Annotated in this window: 10 protein-coding genes, 3 rRNA genes and 1 other annotated feature; of the genes, 4 read left to right on the top strand and 9 right to left on the bottom strand. The window is 38.5% G+C overall.

All coding sequences use genetic code 11. The features are described from left to right. Positions 1–47 precede the first annotated feature (47 nt). The 6 genes from pdxT to ilvN form a co-directional block, all read right to left on the bottom strand. Complete coding sequence (pdxT, locus tag ACWJJ7_RS16775) at positions 48–638, bottom strand: pyridoxal 5'-phosphate synthase glutaminase subunit PdxT (RefSeq protein WP_462965028.1); 591 nt, start codon at positions 636–638, stop codon at positions 48–50. A 2-nt stretch (positions 639–640) separates the two neighbouring features. Continuing rightward, positions 641–1,510: a pyridoxal 5'-phosphate synthase lyase subunit PdxS gene (gene pdxS, locus ACWJJ7_RS16770; protein WP_462963090.1), complete on the bottom strand. Its 870-nt coding sequence runs from the start codon at positions 1,508–1,510 to the stop codon at positions 641–643. Between the two features lie 212 nt (positions 1,511–1,722). Next, positions 1,723–3,384: a biosynthetic-type acetolactate synthase large subunit gene (gene ilvB / locus ACWJJ7_RS16765; RefSeq protein ID WP_462963089.1), complete on the bottom strand. Its 1,662-nt coding sequence runs from the start codon at positions 3,382–3,384 to the stop codon at positions 1,723–1,725. A 1-nt stretch (position 3,385) separates the two neighbouring features. Next, positions 3,386–5,050 carry a dihydroxy-acid dehydratase gene (gene ilvD / locus ACWJJ7_RS16760; RefSeq protein ID WP_462963088.1) on the bottom strand — a complete coding sequence of 555 codons (1,665 nt, stop codon included), beginning with the start codon at positions 5,048–5,050 and terminating at the stop codon, positions 3,386–3,388. Between the two features lie 171 nt (positions 5,051–5,221). After that, positions 5,222–6,214, bottom strand: a complete 993-nt coding sequence (gene ilvC, locus ACWJJ7_RS16755; protein ID WP_462963087.1) for a ketol-acid reductoisomerase — start codon at positions 6,212–6,214, stop codon at positions 5,222–5,224. Positions 6,215–6,246: 32 nt separating this feature from the next. Continuing rightward, positions 6,247–6,741, bottom strand: a complete 495-nt coding sequence (gene ilvN, locus ACWJJ7_RS16750) for an acetolactate synthase small subunit (RefSeq protein ID WP_462963086.1) — start codon at positions 6,739–6,741, stop codon at positions 6,247–6,249. Positions 6,742–7,057: 316 nt separating this feature from the next. Next, positions 7,058–7,280: a binding site (T-box leader), on the top strand. Between the two features lie 256 nt (positions 7,281–7,536). Between ilvN and leuC the strand changes: the two genes are divergently transcribed. The 4 genes from leuC to leuA all read left to right on the top strand — a co-directional run bounded on the left by leuC (position 7,537) and on the right by leuA (position 12,111). Further along, the gene (gene leuC / locus ACWJJ7_RS16745; protein ID WP_462963085.1) at positions 7,537–8,799 is read left to right on the top strand and encodes a 3-isopropylmalate dehydratase large subunit; all 1,263 of its coding nucleotides are present in this window, start codon (positions 7,537–7,539) and stop codon (positions 8,797–8,799) included. Further along, on the top strand, positions 8,799–9,290 hold the full coding sequence (gene leuD / locus ACWJJ7_RS16740; RefSeq protein ID WP_462963084.1) for a 3-isopropylmalate dehydratase small subunit: 492 nt from the start codon (positions 8,799–8,801) through the stop codon (positions 9,288–9,290). The genes leuC and leuD overlap by 1 nt, the downstream gene beginning before the upstream one ends. Next, entirely contained in the window at positions 9,290–10,360 is a 1,071-nt protein-coding gene (gene leuB / locus ACWJJ7_RS16735) for a 3-isopropylmalate dehydrogenase (RefSeq protein ID WP_462963083.1), read from the top strand. Before leuD ends, leuB begins: the two co-directional genes overlap by 1 nt. An 86-nt stretch (positions 10,361–10,446) precedes the next feature. Then, positions 10,447–12,111 (top strand): 2-isopropylmalate synthase, encoded by a 1,665-nt coding sequence (gene leuA, locus ACWJJ7_RS16730; RefSeq protein ID WP_462963082.1) that lies wholly within the window; start codon positions 10,447–10,449, stop codon positions 12,109–12,111. Positions 12,112–12,173: 62 nt separating this feature from the next. Here leuA and rrf read toward each other — a convergent pair. The 3 genes from rrf to ACWJJ7_RS16715 all read right to left on the bottom strand — a co-directional run bounded on the left by rrf (position 12,174) and on the right by ACWJJ7_RS16715 (position 17,171). After that, positions 12,174–12,290: ribosomal RNA gene (gene rrf, locus ACWJJ7_RS16725) — 5S ribosomal RNA — on the bottom strand. 133 nt (positions 12,291–12,423) lie between these two features. Further along, positions 12,424–15,366 (bottom strand): 23S ribosomal RNA (locus tag ACWJJ7_RS16720). A gap of 265 nt (positions 15,367–15,631) precedes the next feature. Next, positions 15,632–17,171, bottom strand: a 16S ribosomal RNA gene (locus tag ACWJJ7_RS16715). The 16S, 23S and 5S rRNA genes sit together here, the layout of an rRNA operon. Positions 17,172–17,649 lie beyond the last annotated feature (478 nt).

Raw genomic sequence — 17,649 nt, 5'->3', positions numbered from 1 at the left:
ATTTTCAAATAAGTTCGAAACTTAAAATGTATGGGAATAATATTAATTTATGAATAAATCTTTATTTTATTAGAGCTGCACATATTTATAAAATATTTATGAACTTCTAAGCTATCAGTAAGTTCCGGGTGGAAAGACGTAGCAAACATATTATTTTGTTTTGCTGCTACAATTTTATCATCAACAGTACATATTATTTTAACATCGCTTGAAACTTCTGTAATTAATGGTCCTCGAATAAAAACTAGTGGCAACGGCTCACTTGAAATCTCATTGATTACAACATTCCTTTTAAAGCTATCGATTTGGCTTCCGTAGGCGTTTCTTTTTACTTTTATATCCATAATTTCAAGGTATTCATTGTCTGATCCTTCAATATATTTAGCAAGTAGTATCATACCAGCACAAGTTCCCCACACAGGTAATCCTGATAGTATTTTTTCTCTTAAAGGCATAAGCATATTTCTTTCCCTTAAAAGTTTCCCTATCGTTGTACTTTCCCCACCCGGTAATATGATTCCCTGTATATCTTCGATATCCTCAATTTTCTTAATCTCTACACCTTCATGTCCAAGCTTATTAATATGATTTATATGTTCTATTACACCACCCTGAAGTGATAAAACTCCAATTTTCAATTTTACCATCCTCTTTCTGCAAACTTCTCTTTAATTTCACTTATTTCTATACCACTCATTGCTTTTCCAAGATTTTCTGAAACTTCAGATATAACTTTTGGATCATTGTAGTATGTAGTTGCTAAAACTATAGCTTTTGCTACCGCCTGTGGATTCTCTGCTTTAAATATTGCTGAACCAACAAAAACTCCTTCTGCCCCAAGTTGCATCATGAGTGCTGCATCAGCTGGCGTAGCTATTCCACCTGCAGCGAAATTTACTACTGGAAGTTTACCATTTTCCCATACGTATTCAATTAAATTAATTGGGGCTCCAAAGTCTTTAGCAATTGTCATTAGCTCTTCTTTTGGAGCATTTTTCACTTTTCTAATTTCATCCATTATACATCTCATGTGCCTGACAGCTTCTACTACATTTCCTGTACCTGCTTCACCTTTTGTTCTTATCATTGCAGCACCTTCTCCAATCCTTCTTAGTGCCTCTCCTAAATTTCTTGCTCCACAAACATAAGGAACCTTGAAATCCCATTTATTTATATGATACTGCTCATCTGCTGGAGTCAAAACTTCACTTTCATCTATAAAATCTACCCCTATTTCCTGCAAAATTTGAGCCTCAACAAAATGTCCTATCCTACCTTTAGCCATTACCGGAATAGAAACAGCTGCCTTTATTTCTTTAATCATTCTAGGGTCAGACATTCTAGCCACGCCACCTTCTTTTCTAATATCTGATGGTACTCTCTCTAGTGCCATTACCGCACAAGCCCCTGCATTTTCTGCAATTATTGCTTGTTCAACATTCACAACATCCATAATTACTCCGCCCTTTAACATTTGAGCTAAATTTTTATTAATTTCATATCTTTCCATAAAATAACCTCCCAATAATTTATTTAATAGGAAGAGTATACCATATGTATATAACATACGGAAGTGTATGGATACGCTTATAGTACGTAATTTCTATAAAATCAGCATAATATTGTTTATAGTTTTCCAATTTCTATACCTTCAACTAACCTATTACATTATATACTGTTGCAAGAACGCCAATGTATTTTAGCTAAGCTACAGTGCATGCACTATACCTCAAACATCATTTCAAGACTTGCACCAGGTGAAACCATTGGTGAAGCCATTTCATCAGGGGCTACTCTGAAATCAATAACAACAGGTCCTTTCCAGGCTATTGCTTTTTTTAATGCATCCACAACATCGCTGTTATGATCAACTCTAATCCCTTTAACTCCAAAGCCTTCAGCAATTTTTACAAAATCAGTATCTCGTTCTAATGTAGTACTAGAAAACCTTTTTGAGTAAAACACATTCTGCCATTGTCTTACCATTCCTAAAACTCCATTATTTAGTAATATTATTTTAACAGGAATATTATATCTTGCAGCAGTACCGAGCTCATTAAGATTCATCCTAAAGCTACCATCCCCTGCAATATTAAAAACCATTTCTTTTTTTCCTAAACTTGCGCCTATTGCAGATCCAAATCCATAACCCATAGTACCTAGACCACCTGAACTAATAAAAGTTCTTGGCTTAGTATAGGTAAATGCCTGAGTTGCCCAAATTTGATTTTGGCCTACTTCAGTAGTTATTATAGCTTTACCCTCTGTAATTTCACAAATTTTTCTAATTACATAAAGAGGATTTACATCATCAGATTCATTTATTTTTATAACCCTTGTCTTGTCTTTTTGTATTAGTTTTTTTGCATAAACTGTCCATTCATTATCTTCTCTCCCAGGAAGCATTTGTAATAAACTTTTTAATACATCGGCTACATTTCCAATTATCCAGCTATCTGCTTTTATATTTTTTGAGATTTCCGCCTCATCAATATCTATATGGATAACCTTAGTATCTACTGCAAATGTATTAGAGTTACAAATAACTCTATCACTAAATCTAGCTCCAATGGCAATAATTAAATCACTTGAGGTTATGCATCTATTAGATGCATATGTTCCATGCATACCTAGCATACCTGTGTACATAGGGTGTAGTCCGCTAAAAGCACCAAGGCCCATCATAGTACTACTTACTGGGCACTTTAATTTGTCTTGAAGCATTATTAGTACTTCCTCAACCTCTGATATGTTACACCCACCACCAACTACAATTATTGGTTTACAGGATTTTTGAATGGATTCAATAGCATACTTAAGTTGATTTGTTTTTACGACTTTCTGCTCTATTATCTGTGGTTTTTCAAAAGAGTATTCACATTCAATTCCAGTTATATCCTTAGGTATATCTATGAGTACAGGTCCAGGTCTTCCGCTCATTGCAATTTTAAAGGCTTTTCTTATTGTAGGTGCTAATTCCTCAACACTTTTCACTAAAAAATTGTGCTTTGTAATAGGCATTGTTATACCAACAATATCTACTTCTTGAAATGAATCCTTACCTATTAACTTTGTTTCTACTTGGCCAGTGATTGCAACCATAGCTACAGAATCCATATAAGCAGTTGCAATGCCTGTCACAAGATTTGTAGCTCCAGGTCCAGAAGTTGCAAGACATACGCCTACTTTTCCAGTCGCTCTAGCATATCCATCTGCAGCATGAGCTGCACATTGTTCATGAGTAACTAAAATATGGTTTATTCCTTCAAATGAATAAAGTTCATCGTATATATTTAGTACGGCTCCACCTGGATAGCCAAAAATAATATCTACGCCTTGTTCTTTAAGACATTCTAATAAAATTCTTGCACCTCTGTATTTCAAATTAATCCCTCCTTGAGTCTGCGAAAATTGCCCCTTTATTAGCTGAAGAAACTGATTTTCTGTAAGTTCTTAAATACCCCTTAGCTTCCTTCATCTTCCCTTCAGGTTTTCTTTGCTTTAATTCCGCTACATCTACTAATAAATTTAATGTTTTATTCTCTATATCTATTTCTATCAAATCTCCATTTTTAACTAATGCAATAGGTCCACCCTCAGCTGCTTCTGGAGATACGTGACCAATAGAGGCTCCTCTTGTTGCACCAGAAAATCTACCATCAGTTATTAATGCAACACTTTTATCTAGTCCCATTCCGGCCAGTGAAGCCGTAGGGGAAAGCATTTCTTTCATTCCCGGGCCACCCTTTGGTCCCTCATATCTAATTACAACTACATCACCGGCTACTATTTTACCACCATATATTGCTTTTGTTACCTCTTCTTCACTATCAAAAACTTTTGCAACTCCTGTATACTTCATCATTTCAGGAGCAACTGCTGACTTCTTAACAACTGCGCCATCTGGTGCAAGTGTTCCTTTTAAAACTACCAATCCGCCAGTTGTGCTATATGGATTTTGCGCAGTTCTAATTACTGTTGCATCCTTTATTTTTGCATTCTCTACATTTTCATATATAGTTTTACCTGTTACTGTCATGCAGTCCTTATTTATTAAATCCTTACCTGAAAGTACCTTTAAAACCGCTGGAATTCCACCTGCAAAATGCAGGTCCTCCACATGATGGCTACCTGCTGGACTTAACCTGCAAATATTTGGAGTTCTTGCATTAATTACATTTACGTAATCTAGATCAAAATCTATACAAGCTTCATAAGCTATAGCTGGTAAATGAAGCAAAGAATTTGTAGAACACCCAAGAGCCATATCTGCGGTAATGGCATTTGTAAATGCATCTTTTGTCATGATATCTCTTGGTTTTATATCTAATTTTACAAGTTCCATTATTTGCATCCCTGTTTTTTTTGCAAGACCTACTCTCTCTGAATAAACCGCTGGTATAGTTCCATTAAAAGGTAATGCCATTCCTAGTACTTCTGATAAACAATTCATAGAATTAGCAGTAAACATCCCTGAACAAGAACCACAAGTAGGACAAGCTGAGTTCTCAAGTTCATCTAATTCTTCTAATGTCATTTTACCGGAATTTACTGAACCTATCGCTTCAAACACTGAACTTAAATCTGTAACTTTCCCATTCATCCTACCAGCGAGCATTGGTCCACCACTAATAAATATTGATGGAACATTTACCCTAGCTGCTGCCATAAGCATTCCCGGAACAACTTTATCACAGTTTGTTATAAAAACTAAACCATCAAAGGCATGTGCATCTGCAACTATTTCAATACTATCTGCAATTAACTGCCTTGAAGGCAAAGAGTAATTCATTCCCATATGCCCCATAGCGATACCATCACATACAGCAATTGTTCCAAATTCAGCAGGGACTCCTCCAGCCATTCTTATTCCATCCTTAACCGCTTGAGCTATTTTATCTAAATTCATGTGACCAGGGATGATCTCACTATAGGAACTAACTACACCTATAAGTGGTCTATTCATTTCCTCGTCTATAAACCCTAAAGCCTTAAATAACGAGCGGTGAGGTGCTTTTCCTATACCCTTTCTTGTAGCATCAGATTTCATAATATTTCCTCCTTAAAACTTAGCTAAACCTTTATCTTTATTTAATTGTTTCTCATCTTTAATTAATTTATATTCTACCTAATCCAGATGTCAAAGAGAACCAAGTTCAATTTTAGATTTTTTAGAACTTGGTTCTCCTTAAACAATATTAATAACTTAATATTTAAGCTACTATTTTTTCATCCAAGACATCATTTTTCTAAGCTCTGCACCAACTTCTTCTATTTGATGTTCACTTTCTATCCTCTTTGTTGCATTAAAAAATGGTTTTCCAATCTGATTTTCAAGAAGCCAGTCTCTAGCAAAAACTCCTGTTTGAATATCTGTTAATACGCCTTTCATAGCTTTTTTTGTGTCTGCAGTTATTATTTTATTTCCTGTTATGTAATCACCATATTCTGCAGTATCGCTTATTGAGTATCTCATCATGTTTAACCCACCTTGGTTTATCATATCTACGATAAGTTTCATTTCATGACAACACTCAAAATATGCCATTTCTGGTTGGTAACCCGCTTCTACAAGAGTTTCAAACCCTGCTTTTATAAGAGCTGTAACACCTCCACATAGAACTGCTTGTTCTCCAAATAAATCTGTTTCAGTTTCTTCCCTGAATGAAGTCTCCATAACTCCAGCTCTTGCACCACCTATTCCCAAAGCATAAGCTAAAGCCACTTCTTTTGCATGTCCTGAAGCATCTTGATGTATAGCTATAAGACATGGTACCCCTTTGCCTTCTAAAAATTGGCTTCTAACTGTATGTCCTGGTCCCTTTGGAGCTATAAGGAATACATCGATATCTGCTGGTGGAACTATTTGACCAAAATGAATAGCAAAGCCATGAGCAAATACTAAAGCTTTATTTTTTGTGAGATTTGGCTCGATGCTTTCTTTATATAATTTTGCTTGCTTTTCATCGTTAATAAGTATCATGATGATATCAGCTGCCTTTGCTGCATCTGCTGCAGTCATAACGGTTAATCCCGCTTCTTCAGCTTTTTCCCAAGACTTACTTCCCACATAAAGACCAACAATAACGTCAACACCACTTTCATGTAAGTTTAATGCATGCGCATGTCCTTGGCTACCATATCCTATTACTGCAACCTTTTTACCTTTTAAGTTTTCTAAATTACATTCCTCTTCATAATACATTTTCGCCATTATTAATTCCCCCTAATTTTTCGCTCATATTTTTAGATTATTGCATCTGCATCTCTTTGCATTGCAATAAGTCCACTGCTAACTATTTTTAAAATACCAAACGGCTCTATCAAATTTTTAAAAGCACACAATTTACTATTGTCTCCTATAATTTGAATAATTAAATTTATTGGAGTTATGTCTATAATGGAAACTTTAAAAACTTTTCCGATATTTATAATTTCCCGTCTGTCATTGCCCTCTGCTTTAACCTTTATAAACAACATTTGCTTACAAATAGAGTTTTCATTATCTAATTCCTCAACTTTGTGAACATCCTCTAATTTTTTTATCTGTTTAATTATTTGATTGATGCCTTCATCATCACGAACTTTAGTTAATAAAGTTATTCGTGTTAATTTTTTATCTTCGGTATGACCAGATGAAACAGTGTCAATATTAAAACCTCTCCTGTTAAATAATGAACATACTCTTGTTAGTACTCCTGGGTTGTTGTCAACTAGAATTGACAATACATGTGAAATCAAAAATATCGCCTCCTTTTCCACAATTAAATAATTTCCAATAATTTTGTAAATCGTACCAAACATTTTATGTATCTTACCATCAAAAAAATAAATTGTCAACGATAATCAGAATATTTTTTTTATTGCATATTGACATATTTTTTTATTCGTATTATATTATGGTACAAGTAAATTTTTAGAAAGTTACTTACAACTCTAAAATCTTTAATAAGGGGGTGTTGTCATTTTAGTGTTATATAAGAGAATGAGATATTGATAAAAATAGAATTGTATATTGACAAACAATGGATTGATTGATAAAATAACGACTAATATAATAAATACTTTGACAGGGACAATTAGGCATCAGGATGTTTTACAGAGAAGGGATAAAGCTGTGAACCCTAAATAATTGGATGTTGAAACTTACCCTCGAGTTGTAGACTTAAACTAAGTTGCGCTTAATAGTGTTCTTATTAGTAGGTCTTACCGGTGCAAACCGTTATCTTAAATTAAGTTATAAATATGGGTGGTACCGCGACAGACTCTTCGCCCCAAGTGAAGACGTCTGTTTTTTTGTACCTTTTTTTAACGACATTTCAGAAGGAAAGTCTCCCACTTCTATGAGTGGGAGTTACATACCCTAACAAATAGAAAACTTCAGTGGAAGTATCAATCTCCTTTTGAAGTCGTTAATGCATCTTCTATGAAGATGTTGCAGCTCCGCAGGAGATGATTTAATATGTTACTATTAAAAATAAAAAATTATACTTTATAAAATGTCTTTCAATTTTTAAGAGGAGGTTTAAATTTACTATGGGAATGACGATGACACAAAAAATACTTGCATCACATGCTGGTTTAAAAGATGTAAAAGCTGGTCAATTAGTTATGGTAAATCTTGATTTAGTTTTAGGTAATGATATAACAACCCCAGTAGCCGTAAATGAGTTCAACAAAATGGGTGTTGATAAAGTTTTTGATAAAAAGAAAATCGCAATTGTTCCAGATCATTTTGCTCCAAATAAGGATTTTAAATCCGCTGAGCAATGTAAATGTACCCGTGAATTTGTATATAAAAAAGGAATTGAGAACTATTTTGAGGTAGGTCAAATGGGTATAGAGCATGCACTACTTCCAGAAAAAGGGCTTGTTGTAACTGGTGATGTTGTAATAGGTGCTGATTCTCACACTTGTACTTATGGTGCTTTAGGTGCTTTTTCTACTGGAGTTGGCTCAACTGACATGGCAGCAGGAATGGCAAGTGGAAAATGTTGGTTTAAAACACCCGAAGCAATAAAATTTATTTTAACTGGTAAAATGCAAAAATGGATTTGTGGTAAAGACGTAATCCTTCATATCATAGGAATGATAGGAGTAGATGGTGCACTGTACCAATCAATGGAATATACAGGGCCGGGCCTCGCTAATCTATCTATGGATGACAGATTTACAATATCTAATATGGCTATTGAAGCAGGTGCTAAGAACGGAATATTTGAAGTTGATACTAAAACTTTGGAATATGTAAAACAGCATTCAACTAAAACTCCTGTAATTTTCAGTGCTGACGCTGATGCAGAATACTCTCGGGTAATAGAAATCGATTTAAGTACTCTAAGACCTACTGTAGCCTTCCCTCACCTTCCTGATAATACTAGAACTATCGATGAGGTTGGTGAAGTTTTAATCGATCAAGTAGTTATTGGTTCTTGTACTAATGGAAGAATAGAAGACCTTAGAATGGCTGCAAGTATCTTCAAAGGTAAAACAGTCCATCCTAAAATAAGAACACTAATCTTCCCTGCTACTCAAAAAATTTATCTTCAGGCAATTAGAGAAGGTTTAATTGAAATATTTATAGAAGCCGGAGTTGCCGTAAGTACGCCAACTTGTGGACCATGTCTCGGTGGACATATGGGAGTACTTGCAAATGACGAAAGAGCTCTCTCTACTACAAATAGAAATTTTGTTGGCAGAATGGGCCATCCTGGAAGTGAAGTATATCTTTGCAGCCCTGCAATTGCTGCAGCATCAGCTATAACAGGAAAAATTTCTTCACCAGAGGAGGTAATGTAATGTTTAAAGGAAAAGCTATAAAATTTGGTAACAATGTAGATACTGACGTTATAATCCCTGCAAGATATCTTAATACCTCAGATGCAAAAGAGCTTGCATCACATTGTATGGAAGATATCGATAATGATTTCACACGCAAAGTTAAAGATGGTGACATAATGGTCGCTGGTAAAAACTTTGGTTGTGGATCTTCAAGAGAACATGCACCTCTTGCCATAAAGACTGCAGGAATTAGTTGTATAATTGCTGAAACTTTTGCAAGAATATTCTACAGAAATTCAATTAATATAGGTTTACCTATTTTAGAATGCACTGAAGCCGCTCAGGATATTGAAGAAGGAAATGATGTATCAATTGATGTCTCTACTGGCGTTATCATAAACAACACAAGTGGAAAAACTTATAAAGCGACACCTTTTCCATCATTTATGCAAGATATAATTAATGCTGAAGGTCTTATAAATTATCTTAAAGAAAGGACTGAAGTTTAATGAAAAAAATAGCTGTTATTAAAGGAGATGGAATTGGACCAGAGATTGTTCTAGGTGCAATTAAGGTGTTAAATGTAATATCTAAAAAATATAACTTTCCATTTGTTTATACTGATGTTTTAATGGGCGGAATAGCTATAGACAAAACGGGAGTTCCTCTTCCACAGGAAACTATAGATACTTGTAAAAATAGTGATGCAGTTCTACTTGGTTCTGTTGGCGGCGCTAAGTGGGATAAACTTCCTGGAAACTCAAGACCTGAGGCTGGTTTACTTGGAATACGAAAAGAACTTGAGGTTTTTGCAAACTTAAGACCTGCTATTCTTTTCCCACAATTAAAAAAAGCTTCAGCTCTTAAACCAGAAATTCTTAAAGGCAACATTAATATTATGGTTATTAGGGAATTAACAGGTGGAATATATTTTGGTGAAAAATCTAGAATAGACCTAGATGGAGGTGGCCAAAAGGCATGTGATACAATGGCTTATTCAACTTATGAAATCCAGCGAATAGCTCGTGTTGGTTTTGAAACTGCAAGAAAAAGAACTAAAAAGCTTACATTAGTTGATAAAGCTAACGTGCTTGAGACCTCAAGACTTTGGAGAGAAATCGTTACAAAAATGGCATCAGATTATCCAGATGTAACTCTCGATGTACAATTAGTTGATAGTTGTGCGATGCAGCTTATAAGAAATCCAGGGCAATTTGATACAATCTTAACTGAAAATATGTTTGGTGATATCCTAAGTGATGAAGCTTCAATGCTTACGGGTTCCCTTGGAATGCTTCCTTCTGCAAGTTTAGGTAACAGCACTCTTGGTATATATGAACCAATACACGGTTCAGCACCAGATATTGCTGGCCAAAATAAAGCTAATCCAATTGCAACTATAATGAGCATAGCAATGATGCTTAGATATAGCTTTAATATGGAAGATGCCGCAAAAGATGTTGAAGATGCAGTATCTAAGGTTTTAGACAAAAAATATAGAACCTTTGACATAATGCAACCTGGCATGAACTCCGTTGGCACTTCGGAAATGTCCGACCTTATTGCAAAAGAAATATAATAGTAAAAGCCTCAAGAAACTTCACCTATTGATCGAGGCGAAGTTTCTTTGCAATTATTTCTAATAATTTTAAGGGAGTGTTTTAAATGTCATATAAAAAATATAAACCATATGGTAGTATAAATATTAAAAATCGTAACTGGCCTGATAAACAAATTGAAAAAGCACCAATTTGGTGCAGTGTTGATTTAAGAGATGGTAATCAAGCCCTTCCAATTCCAATGAACGTAGACGAAAAAGTTAAATTGTTCAAACTTCTTGTTGATATTGGCTTTAAAGAAATAGAGGTGGGCTTCCCATCTGCCTCAAATACAGAATATCAATTTTTAAGACATTTGATAGAAAAAGATCTTATACCTTACGACGTGACTGTTCAAGTTTTAACTCAATCAAGAGAGCATTTAATAAAAAAAACTTTTGAAAGTCTTAAAGGAGCAAAAAAAGCAATTGTCCACCTTTATAATTCAACTTCAATTTTACAACGAAGAGTTGTTTTTAACAAAAGCAAGCAAGAAATTATCGATATCGGAGTTACTGGTGCAAAACTTCTAATGGAATACAAGAATAAATACCCTGAAACAGATTTTTCTTTTGAATATTCCCCTGAAAGTTTTACTGGAACTGAGCTTGAATATTCCCTAGAGATTTGTGAAGCTATATTAGATGTTTGGAAACCAACTCCCGCAAAAAAAGTTATTTTAAACTTACCATCAACAGTTGAGATGGCTACTCCTAATATTTATGCAGATCAAATTGAATGGTTCTGCATGAACATTAAAAATAGAGAAAGCGTTCTAATAAGTCTTCATACTCATAACGACCGAGGTACTAGTACTGCGGCATCAGAGCTTGGAATTCTTGCAGGAGCTGACAGAGTTGAAGGCACTCTATTTGGTAATGGTGAACGAACCGGGAATCTTGATATTATGGCAATGGCTTTAAATATGCATGTTCAGGGGATAAATCCTGAATTAAATTTTTCAAAACTTTATAAGATTGTAGCAGTCTATGAAGATTGCACTAAAATGAAGGTTCATGAGCGTCATCCATATGCCGGAAAACTTGTATACACAGCTTTTTCTGGTTCACACCAAGATGCAATCAAAAAAGGTTTTAAATCTAATCATGATTCAAATAGTAATTTTTGGGAAGTTCCTTATCTTCCAATTGACCCACACGATGTTGGCAGAGAGTATGAAGAAATTATTCGTATTAACAGTCAATCTGGTAAAGGTGGTGCTGCTTTTATAATGGAAAATGAATTTGGCTTTGTTTTACCTAAATCTATGCAGAATGATTTTGGCACACTCGTAAAGAACCAAACAGATCTTCTAGGAACAGAGCTTTCATCAATTCAAATTCATGATCTATTTAAAAGTGAATACTTAAATATAAAATCCCCAAATTTATTGAAAAGTTATACCATCCAATCAGTACAAAACGTTGAAACAGATGAAAATATAGTTAACATCCAGGCATTAATTTCAGTAAGTGGTAAAGCGATGAATATTTCTGGAGTTGGAAACGGTCCAGTAGACGCCTTCTTCAATGCGCTACATGGTTCAAACATTAATGGTTATAACTTTATATCTTATGATGAACATGCTCTAGGCAGTGGTTCGAACTCAAAAGCTGCCACTTATATACAAATAGAATACAATGGCCAAAGGTATTTTGGGGTTGGTGTTTCTGCGAATATTGATACAGCTTCACTAAATGCTTTATTTAGTGCTATTAATAGAAAAAGTTAATTGCCTCATAATATATTTACGCAAAATAAAAACCACTAAGTTAAACTTAGCGGTTTTTTCTTACCTGGCGACAACCTACTCTTCCACAAGGTCACCCCTGCAGTACCATCGGCGCATTGAAGCTTAACCTTCGTGTTCGGTATGGGAACGGGTGTTACCTTCATGCCATAATCACCAGATTGAGAATATAAATATTCTCTGAAAATTGCACAGTGAATTAAGCTTCTTCCTTTGTCAGAAGCTTAGTTTCTTTCTTACGAAAGAAATAGTTCCTGCGAAAGAAATATATCGCGTTACTTTTAATTATATATTTAGGTCAAGCCCTCGACTTATTAGTATTAGTCAGCTGAACATGTTACCATGCTTACACCTCTAACCTATCAACCTGGTGGTCTTCCAGGAGTCTTACTAACTTGTGTTAAAAACACGCGTTATGGGAAATCTCATCTTAGGGTGGGCTTCACGCTTAGATGCTTTCAGCGTTTATCCCTTCCAAACATAGCTACCCAGCGATGCCACTGGCGTGACAACTGGTGCACCAGAGGTTTGTCCATCCCGGTCCTCTCGTACTAAGGACAGCTCCCTTCAAATTTCCTACGCCCGCGACGGATAGGGACCGAACTGTCTCACGACGTTCTGAACCCAGCTCGCGTGCCGCTTTAATGGGCGAACAGCCCAACCCTTGGGACCTACTTCAGCCCCAGGATGCGACGAGCCGACATCGAGGTGCCAAACCTCCCCGTCGATGTGGACTCTTGGGGGAGATCAGCCTGTTATCCCCGAGGTAGCTTTTATCCGTTGAGCGATGGCCCTCCCACGAGGTACCACCGGATCACTAAGCCCGACTTTCGTCCCTGCTCCACTTGTAAGTGTCGCAGTCAGGCTCCCTTCTGCCTTTGCACTCTTCGCGCGATTTCCAACCGCGCTGAGGGAACCTTTGGGCGCCTCCGTTACTTTTTTGGAGGCGACCGCCCCAGTCAAACTGCCCACCTAACAATGTCCTGTGACCAGATTCATGGCCTCCAGTTAGAACCTCAGTACTGTCAGGGTGGTATCCCAAGGATGACTCCACACAGGCTGACGCCCATGTTTCTCAGTCTCCCACCTATCCTGTACAGACAATACCGAAATTCAATGCTAAGCTACAGTAAAGCTCTACGGGGTCTTTCCGTCCAATCGCGGGTAGCAAGCATCTTCACTTGCACTACAATTTCGCCGGATGTGTTGTTGAGACAGTGCCCAAATCATTACGCCATTCGTGCGGGTCGGAACTTACCCGACAAGGAATTTCGCTACCTTAGGACCGTTATAGTTACGGCCGCCGTTTACTGGGGCTTAAGTTCATACCTTCGCTTGCGCTAAGTAATCCCCTTAACCTTCCAGCACCGGGCAGGCGTCAGCCCCTATACATCAGCTTTCGCTTTAGCAGAGACCTGTGTTTTTGCTAAACAGTTGCTTGGGCCTATTCTCTGCGACCTACTTACGTAGGCACCCCTTCTCCCGAAGTTACGGGGTCAATTTGCCGAGTTCCTTAACAACAATTCTTCCGATGGTCTTAGGATTCTCTCCTCACCTACCTGTGTCGGTTTGCGGTACGGGCACCAATATCCTCGATAGAGACTTTTCTTGGCAGCGTGGAATCAGATACTTCGGGAATAAATTCCCTTCCCCATCACATCTCAGCGTTAAGAGCAAACGGATTTGCCTGCTTGCTCCGCCTAAATGCTTAGACACACATCCAATAGTGTGCACATCTTATCCTCCTGCGTCATCCCATTTCTAATAACGTCCATTGGTGGTATCGGAATATCAACCGATTGTCCATCACCTACGCCTTTCGGCCTCGGCTTAGGTCCCGACTAACCCTGAGAGGACGAGCCTTCCTCAGGAAACCTTAGGTTTTCGACCGTTAAGATTCTCACTTAACTCTCGCTACTCATGCCAACATTCTCACTTCTGTACCGTCCACCACTCCTTACGGTATGACTTCAGCCAGTACAGAAAGCTCCTCTACCGCGTACACAATTGTGTACACCCATAGCTTCGGTGGTAAGTTTTAGCCCCGGACATCTTCGGCGCAGGATCTCTTGACTAGTGAGCTATTACGCACTCTTTAAATGAGTGGCTGCTTCTGAGCCAACATCCTAGTTGTCTTAGAAATCCCACATCCTTTTCCACTTAACTTACACTTTGGGACCTTAGCTGATGGTCTGGGCTGTTTCCCTTTTGACTACGGATCTTATCATTCGCAGTCTGACTGCCGAAATAAAAGTATATGGCATTCGGAGTTTGATAGGGTTCAGTAACTGTTGTCAGCCCCTAGCCCATTCAGTGCTCTACCTCCATTACTCAATTAATCGACGCTAGCCCTAAAGCTATTTCGAGGAGAACCAGCTATCTCCGAGTTCGATTGGAATTTCTCCGCTATCCACAGCTCATCCCATGGTTTTTCAACACCAACGTGGTTCGGACCTCCACGGAATTTTACTTCCGCTTCATCCTGGCCATGGATAGGTCACCCGGTTTCGGGTCTACGACATGCAACTTCGTGAACTTGCGTTCACAACGCCCTATTCAGACTTGGTTTCCCTTCGGCTCCGTACCTTAAGTACTTAACCTTGCTACATATCGTAACTCGTTGGCTCGTTCTACAAAAAGCACGCCGTCACACATATAAAGTGCTTCGACCGGTTGTAGGCACACGGTTTCAGGTTCTATTTCACTCCCCTTCCGGGGTTCTTTTCACCTTTCCCTCACGGTACTTCTTCACTATCGGTCACTAGGTAGTATTTAGCCTTGGGAGGTGGTCCTCCCAGCTTCCCACAAGGTTTCACGTGTCTCGTGGTACTCTGGATTAGATCTGACTGTTTTTCCTTTTCATTTACAGGCCTATTACCTTCTGCGGAGCAGCTTTCCAGCTATCTTCAATTAAGGAATTGCAGTATTTATGATCTATCCTCAACCCCCAGGTCAAAGACCTGGGTTTGGGCTCTTTCCCTTTCGCTCGCCGCTACTTAGGAAATCGATATTTCTTTCTCTTCCTCCGGGTACTTAGATGTTTCAGTTCCCCGGGTCTACCTCTGCATACCTATTTATTCAGTATGCAGTACATAGTTGTTACTATGTGGGTTCCCCCATTCGGAAATCTTTGGATCACAGGCTATTTGCGCCTACCCAAAGCTTATCGCAGCTTAACGCGTCCTTCTTCGGCTCCTAGTGCCAAGGCATTCGCCATGCGCCCTTTGTAGCTTGACCTTGATTCTGTCTATTTACATAGACGGTTATATTAATTTTGCGAAATTGTATTAAATCAATTCATAAACTATTTTCATAGTTTTAATTTTTTTAAAACAACTTTTTTCACTGTGCAATTTTCAAAGAACATTTTAAGAAAAACTATTAATTAGCTAACTCCTAAGAGTTAACTAAAATTAGTCTCTCAAAATTAAACAGAGAACTAGGTACGATTAATTACAATAGATATTGTGCATCGACCGAAGTCAATACATCTACTCCCTAGAAAGGAGGTGATCCAGCCGCAGGTTCTCCTACGGCTACCTTGTTACGACTTCACCCCAATCATCAATCCCACCTTCGGCCGCTGGCTCCATAAACACCTAAGTGTTAGGTTACCTCACGGACTTCGGGTGTTACCAACTCTCATGGTGTGACGGGCGGTGTGTACAAGGCCCGGGAACGTATTCACCGCGACATGCTGATTCGCGATTACTAGCAACTCCGGCTTCATGTAGGCGAGTTGCAGCCTACAATCCGAACTGGGATGAGTTTTTGAGTTTGGCTCCACCTTGCGGTCTTGCATCTCTTTGTACTCACCATTGTAGCACGTGTGTAGCCCTAGACATAAGGGGCATGATGATTTGACGTCATCCCCACCTTCCTCCCGGTTAACCCGGGCAGTCTCACTAGAGTGCTCAACTTAATGGTAGCAACTAATGATAAGGGTTGCGCTCGTTGCGGGACTTAACCCAACATCTCACGACACGAGCTGACGACAACCATGCACCACCTGTCACCCTGTCCCGAAGGACTTCACCCATCTCTGGGTTATGCAGGGGATGTCAAGTCTAGGTAAGGTTCTTCGCGTTGCTTCGAATTAAACCACATGCTCCGCTGCTTGTGCGGGCCCCCGTCAATTCCTTTGAGTTTTAATCTTGCGATCGTACTCCCCAGGCGGAATACTTAATGTGTTAACGGCGGCACCGAGGTTCGACCCCCGACACCTAGTATTCATCGTTTACGGCGTGGACTACCAGGGTATCTAATCCTGTTTGCTCCCCACGCTTTCATGCCTCAGCGTCAGTTACAGTCCAGTAAGTCGCCTTCGCCACTGGTGTTCTTCCTAATCTCTACGCATTTCACCGCTACACTAGGAATTCCACTTACCTCTCCTGCACTCTAGACACCCAGTTTCAAATGCAGCACCCAAGTTAAGCTCGGGTATTTCACATCTGACTTAAATGTCCGCCTACGCATCCTTTACGCCCAGTAAATCCGGACAACGCTTGCCACCTACGTATTACCGCGGCTGCTGGCACGTAGTTAGCCGTGGCTTCCTCCTCTGGTACCGTCATTATCGTCCCAGAAGACAGAACTTTACAACCCGAAGGCCTTCATCATTCACGCGGCGTTGCTGCGTCAGGGTTTCCCCCATTGCGCAATATTCCCCACTGCTGCCTCCCGTAGGAGTCTGGACCGTGTCTCAGTTCCAATGTGGCCGATCACCCTCTCAGGTCGGCTACGCATCGTCGCCTTGGTGAGCCGTTACCTCACCAACTAGCTAATGCGCCGCGGGTCCATCTCAAAGTGGAATTTTCCGAAGAAAAATCCTTTGATGTTTCGATCATGCGACCAAAACATATTATGCGGTATTAATCTCCCTTTCGGGAGGCTATTCCCCTCTTTGAGGCAGGTTACCCACGTGTTACTCACCCGTCCGCCGCTAATCAACGTCTCCCGAAGGAGACGAATCATCGCTCGACTTGCATGTGTTAGGCACGCCGCCAGCGTTCGTCCTGAGCCAGGATCAAACTCTCAATTTAAAAGTTTACACTTTTTTAGTTGAAATGATTAATCTGCGCCAACTGTTAAGCTGGTTAGCAAGCTCATTACATACTTTTAGTCTTACGACTAAATTTTACTTTATACTAAAGTAATTAACTGGTTTAACGAAATATTATTTCGCTATCTTTACCTATTTCTCTGTTTAATTTTCAAAGACCAACTTGCTTTGTCATCATGTGACGACTTCTACTATACTACTAGGTATTTCTTGTTTTGTCAACAACTTTTTAAAACTTATTTTCATTTGAAAACATATTAAATAGTTATCAACAGTTAACTTATCGTGCAACTCGTTTGTGACGACAAGGAGTATTCTATCACATAAATAAGAGCATAATTTCACAACATAGGTACTCTAGCTAGATTATATTCATATTTCTACATATAAGTCTAAATAATTCAATATTTGGCATCCTGATACACATGGCTAAGTATTATCAATACATTTCAAAATCA

It is taken from the genome of Clostridium sp. CM042, assembly GCF_055080995.1.
This window is presented reverse-complemented; position numbering and strand designations above follow the sequence as displayed.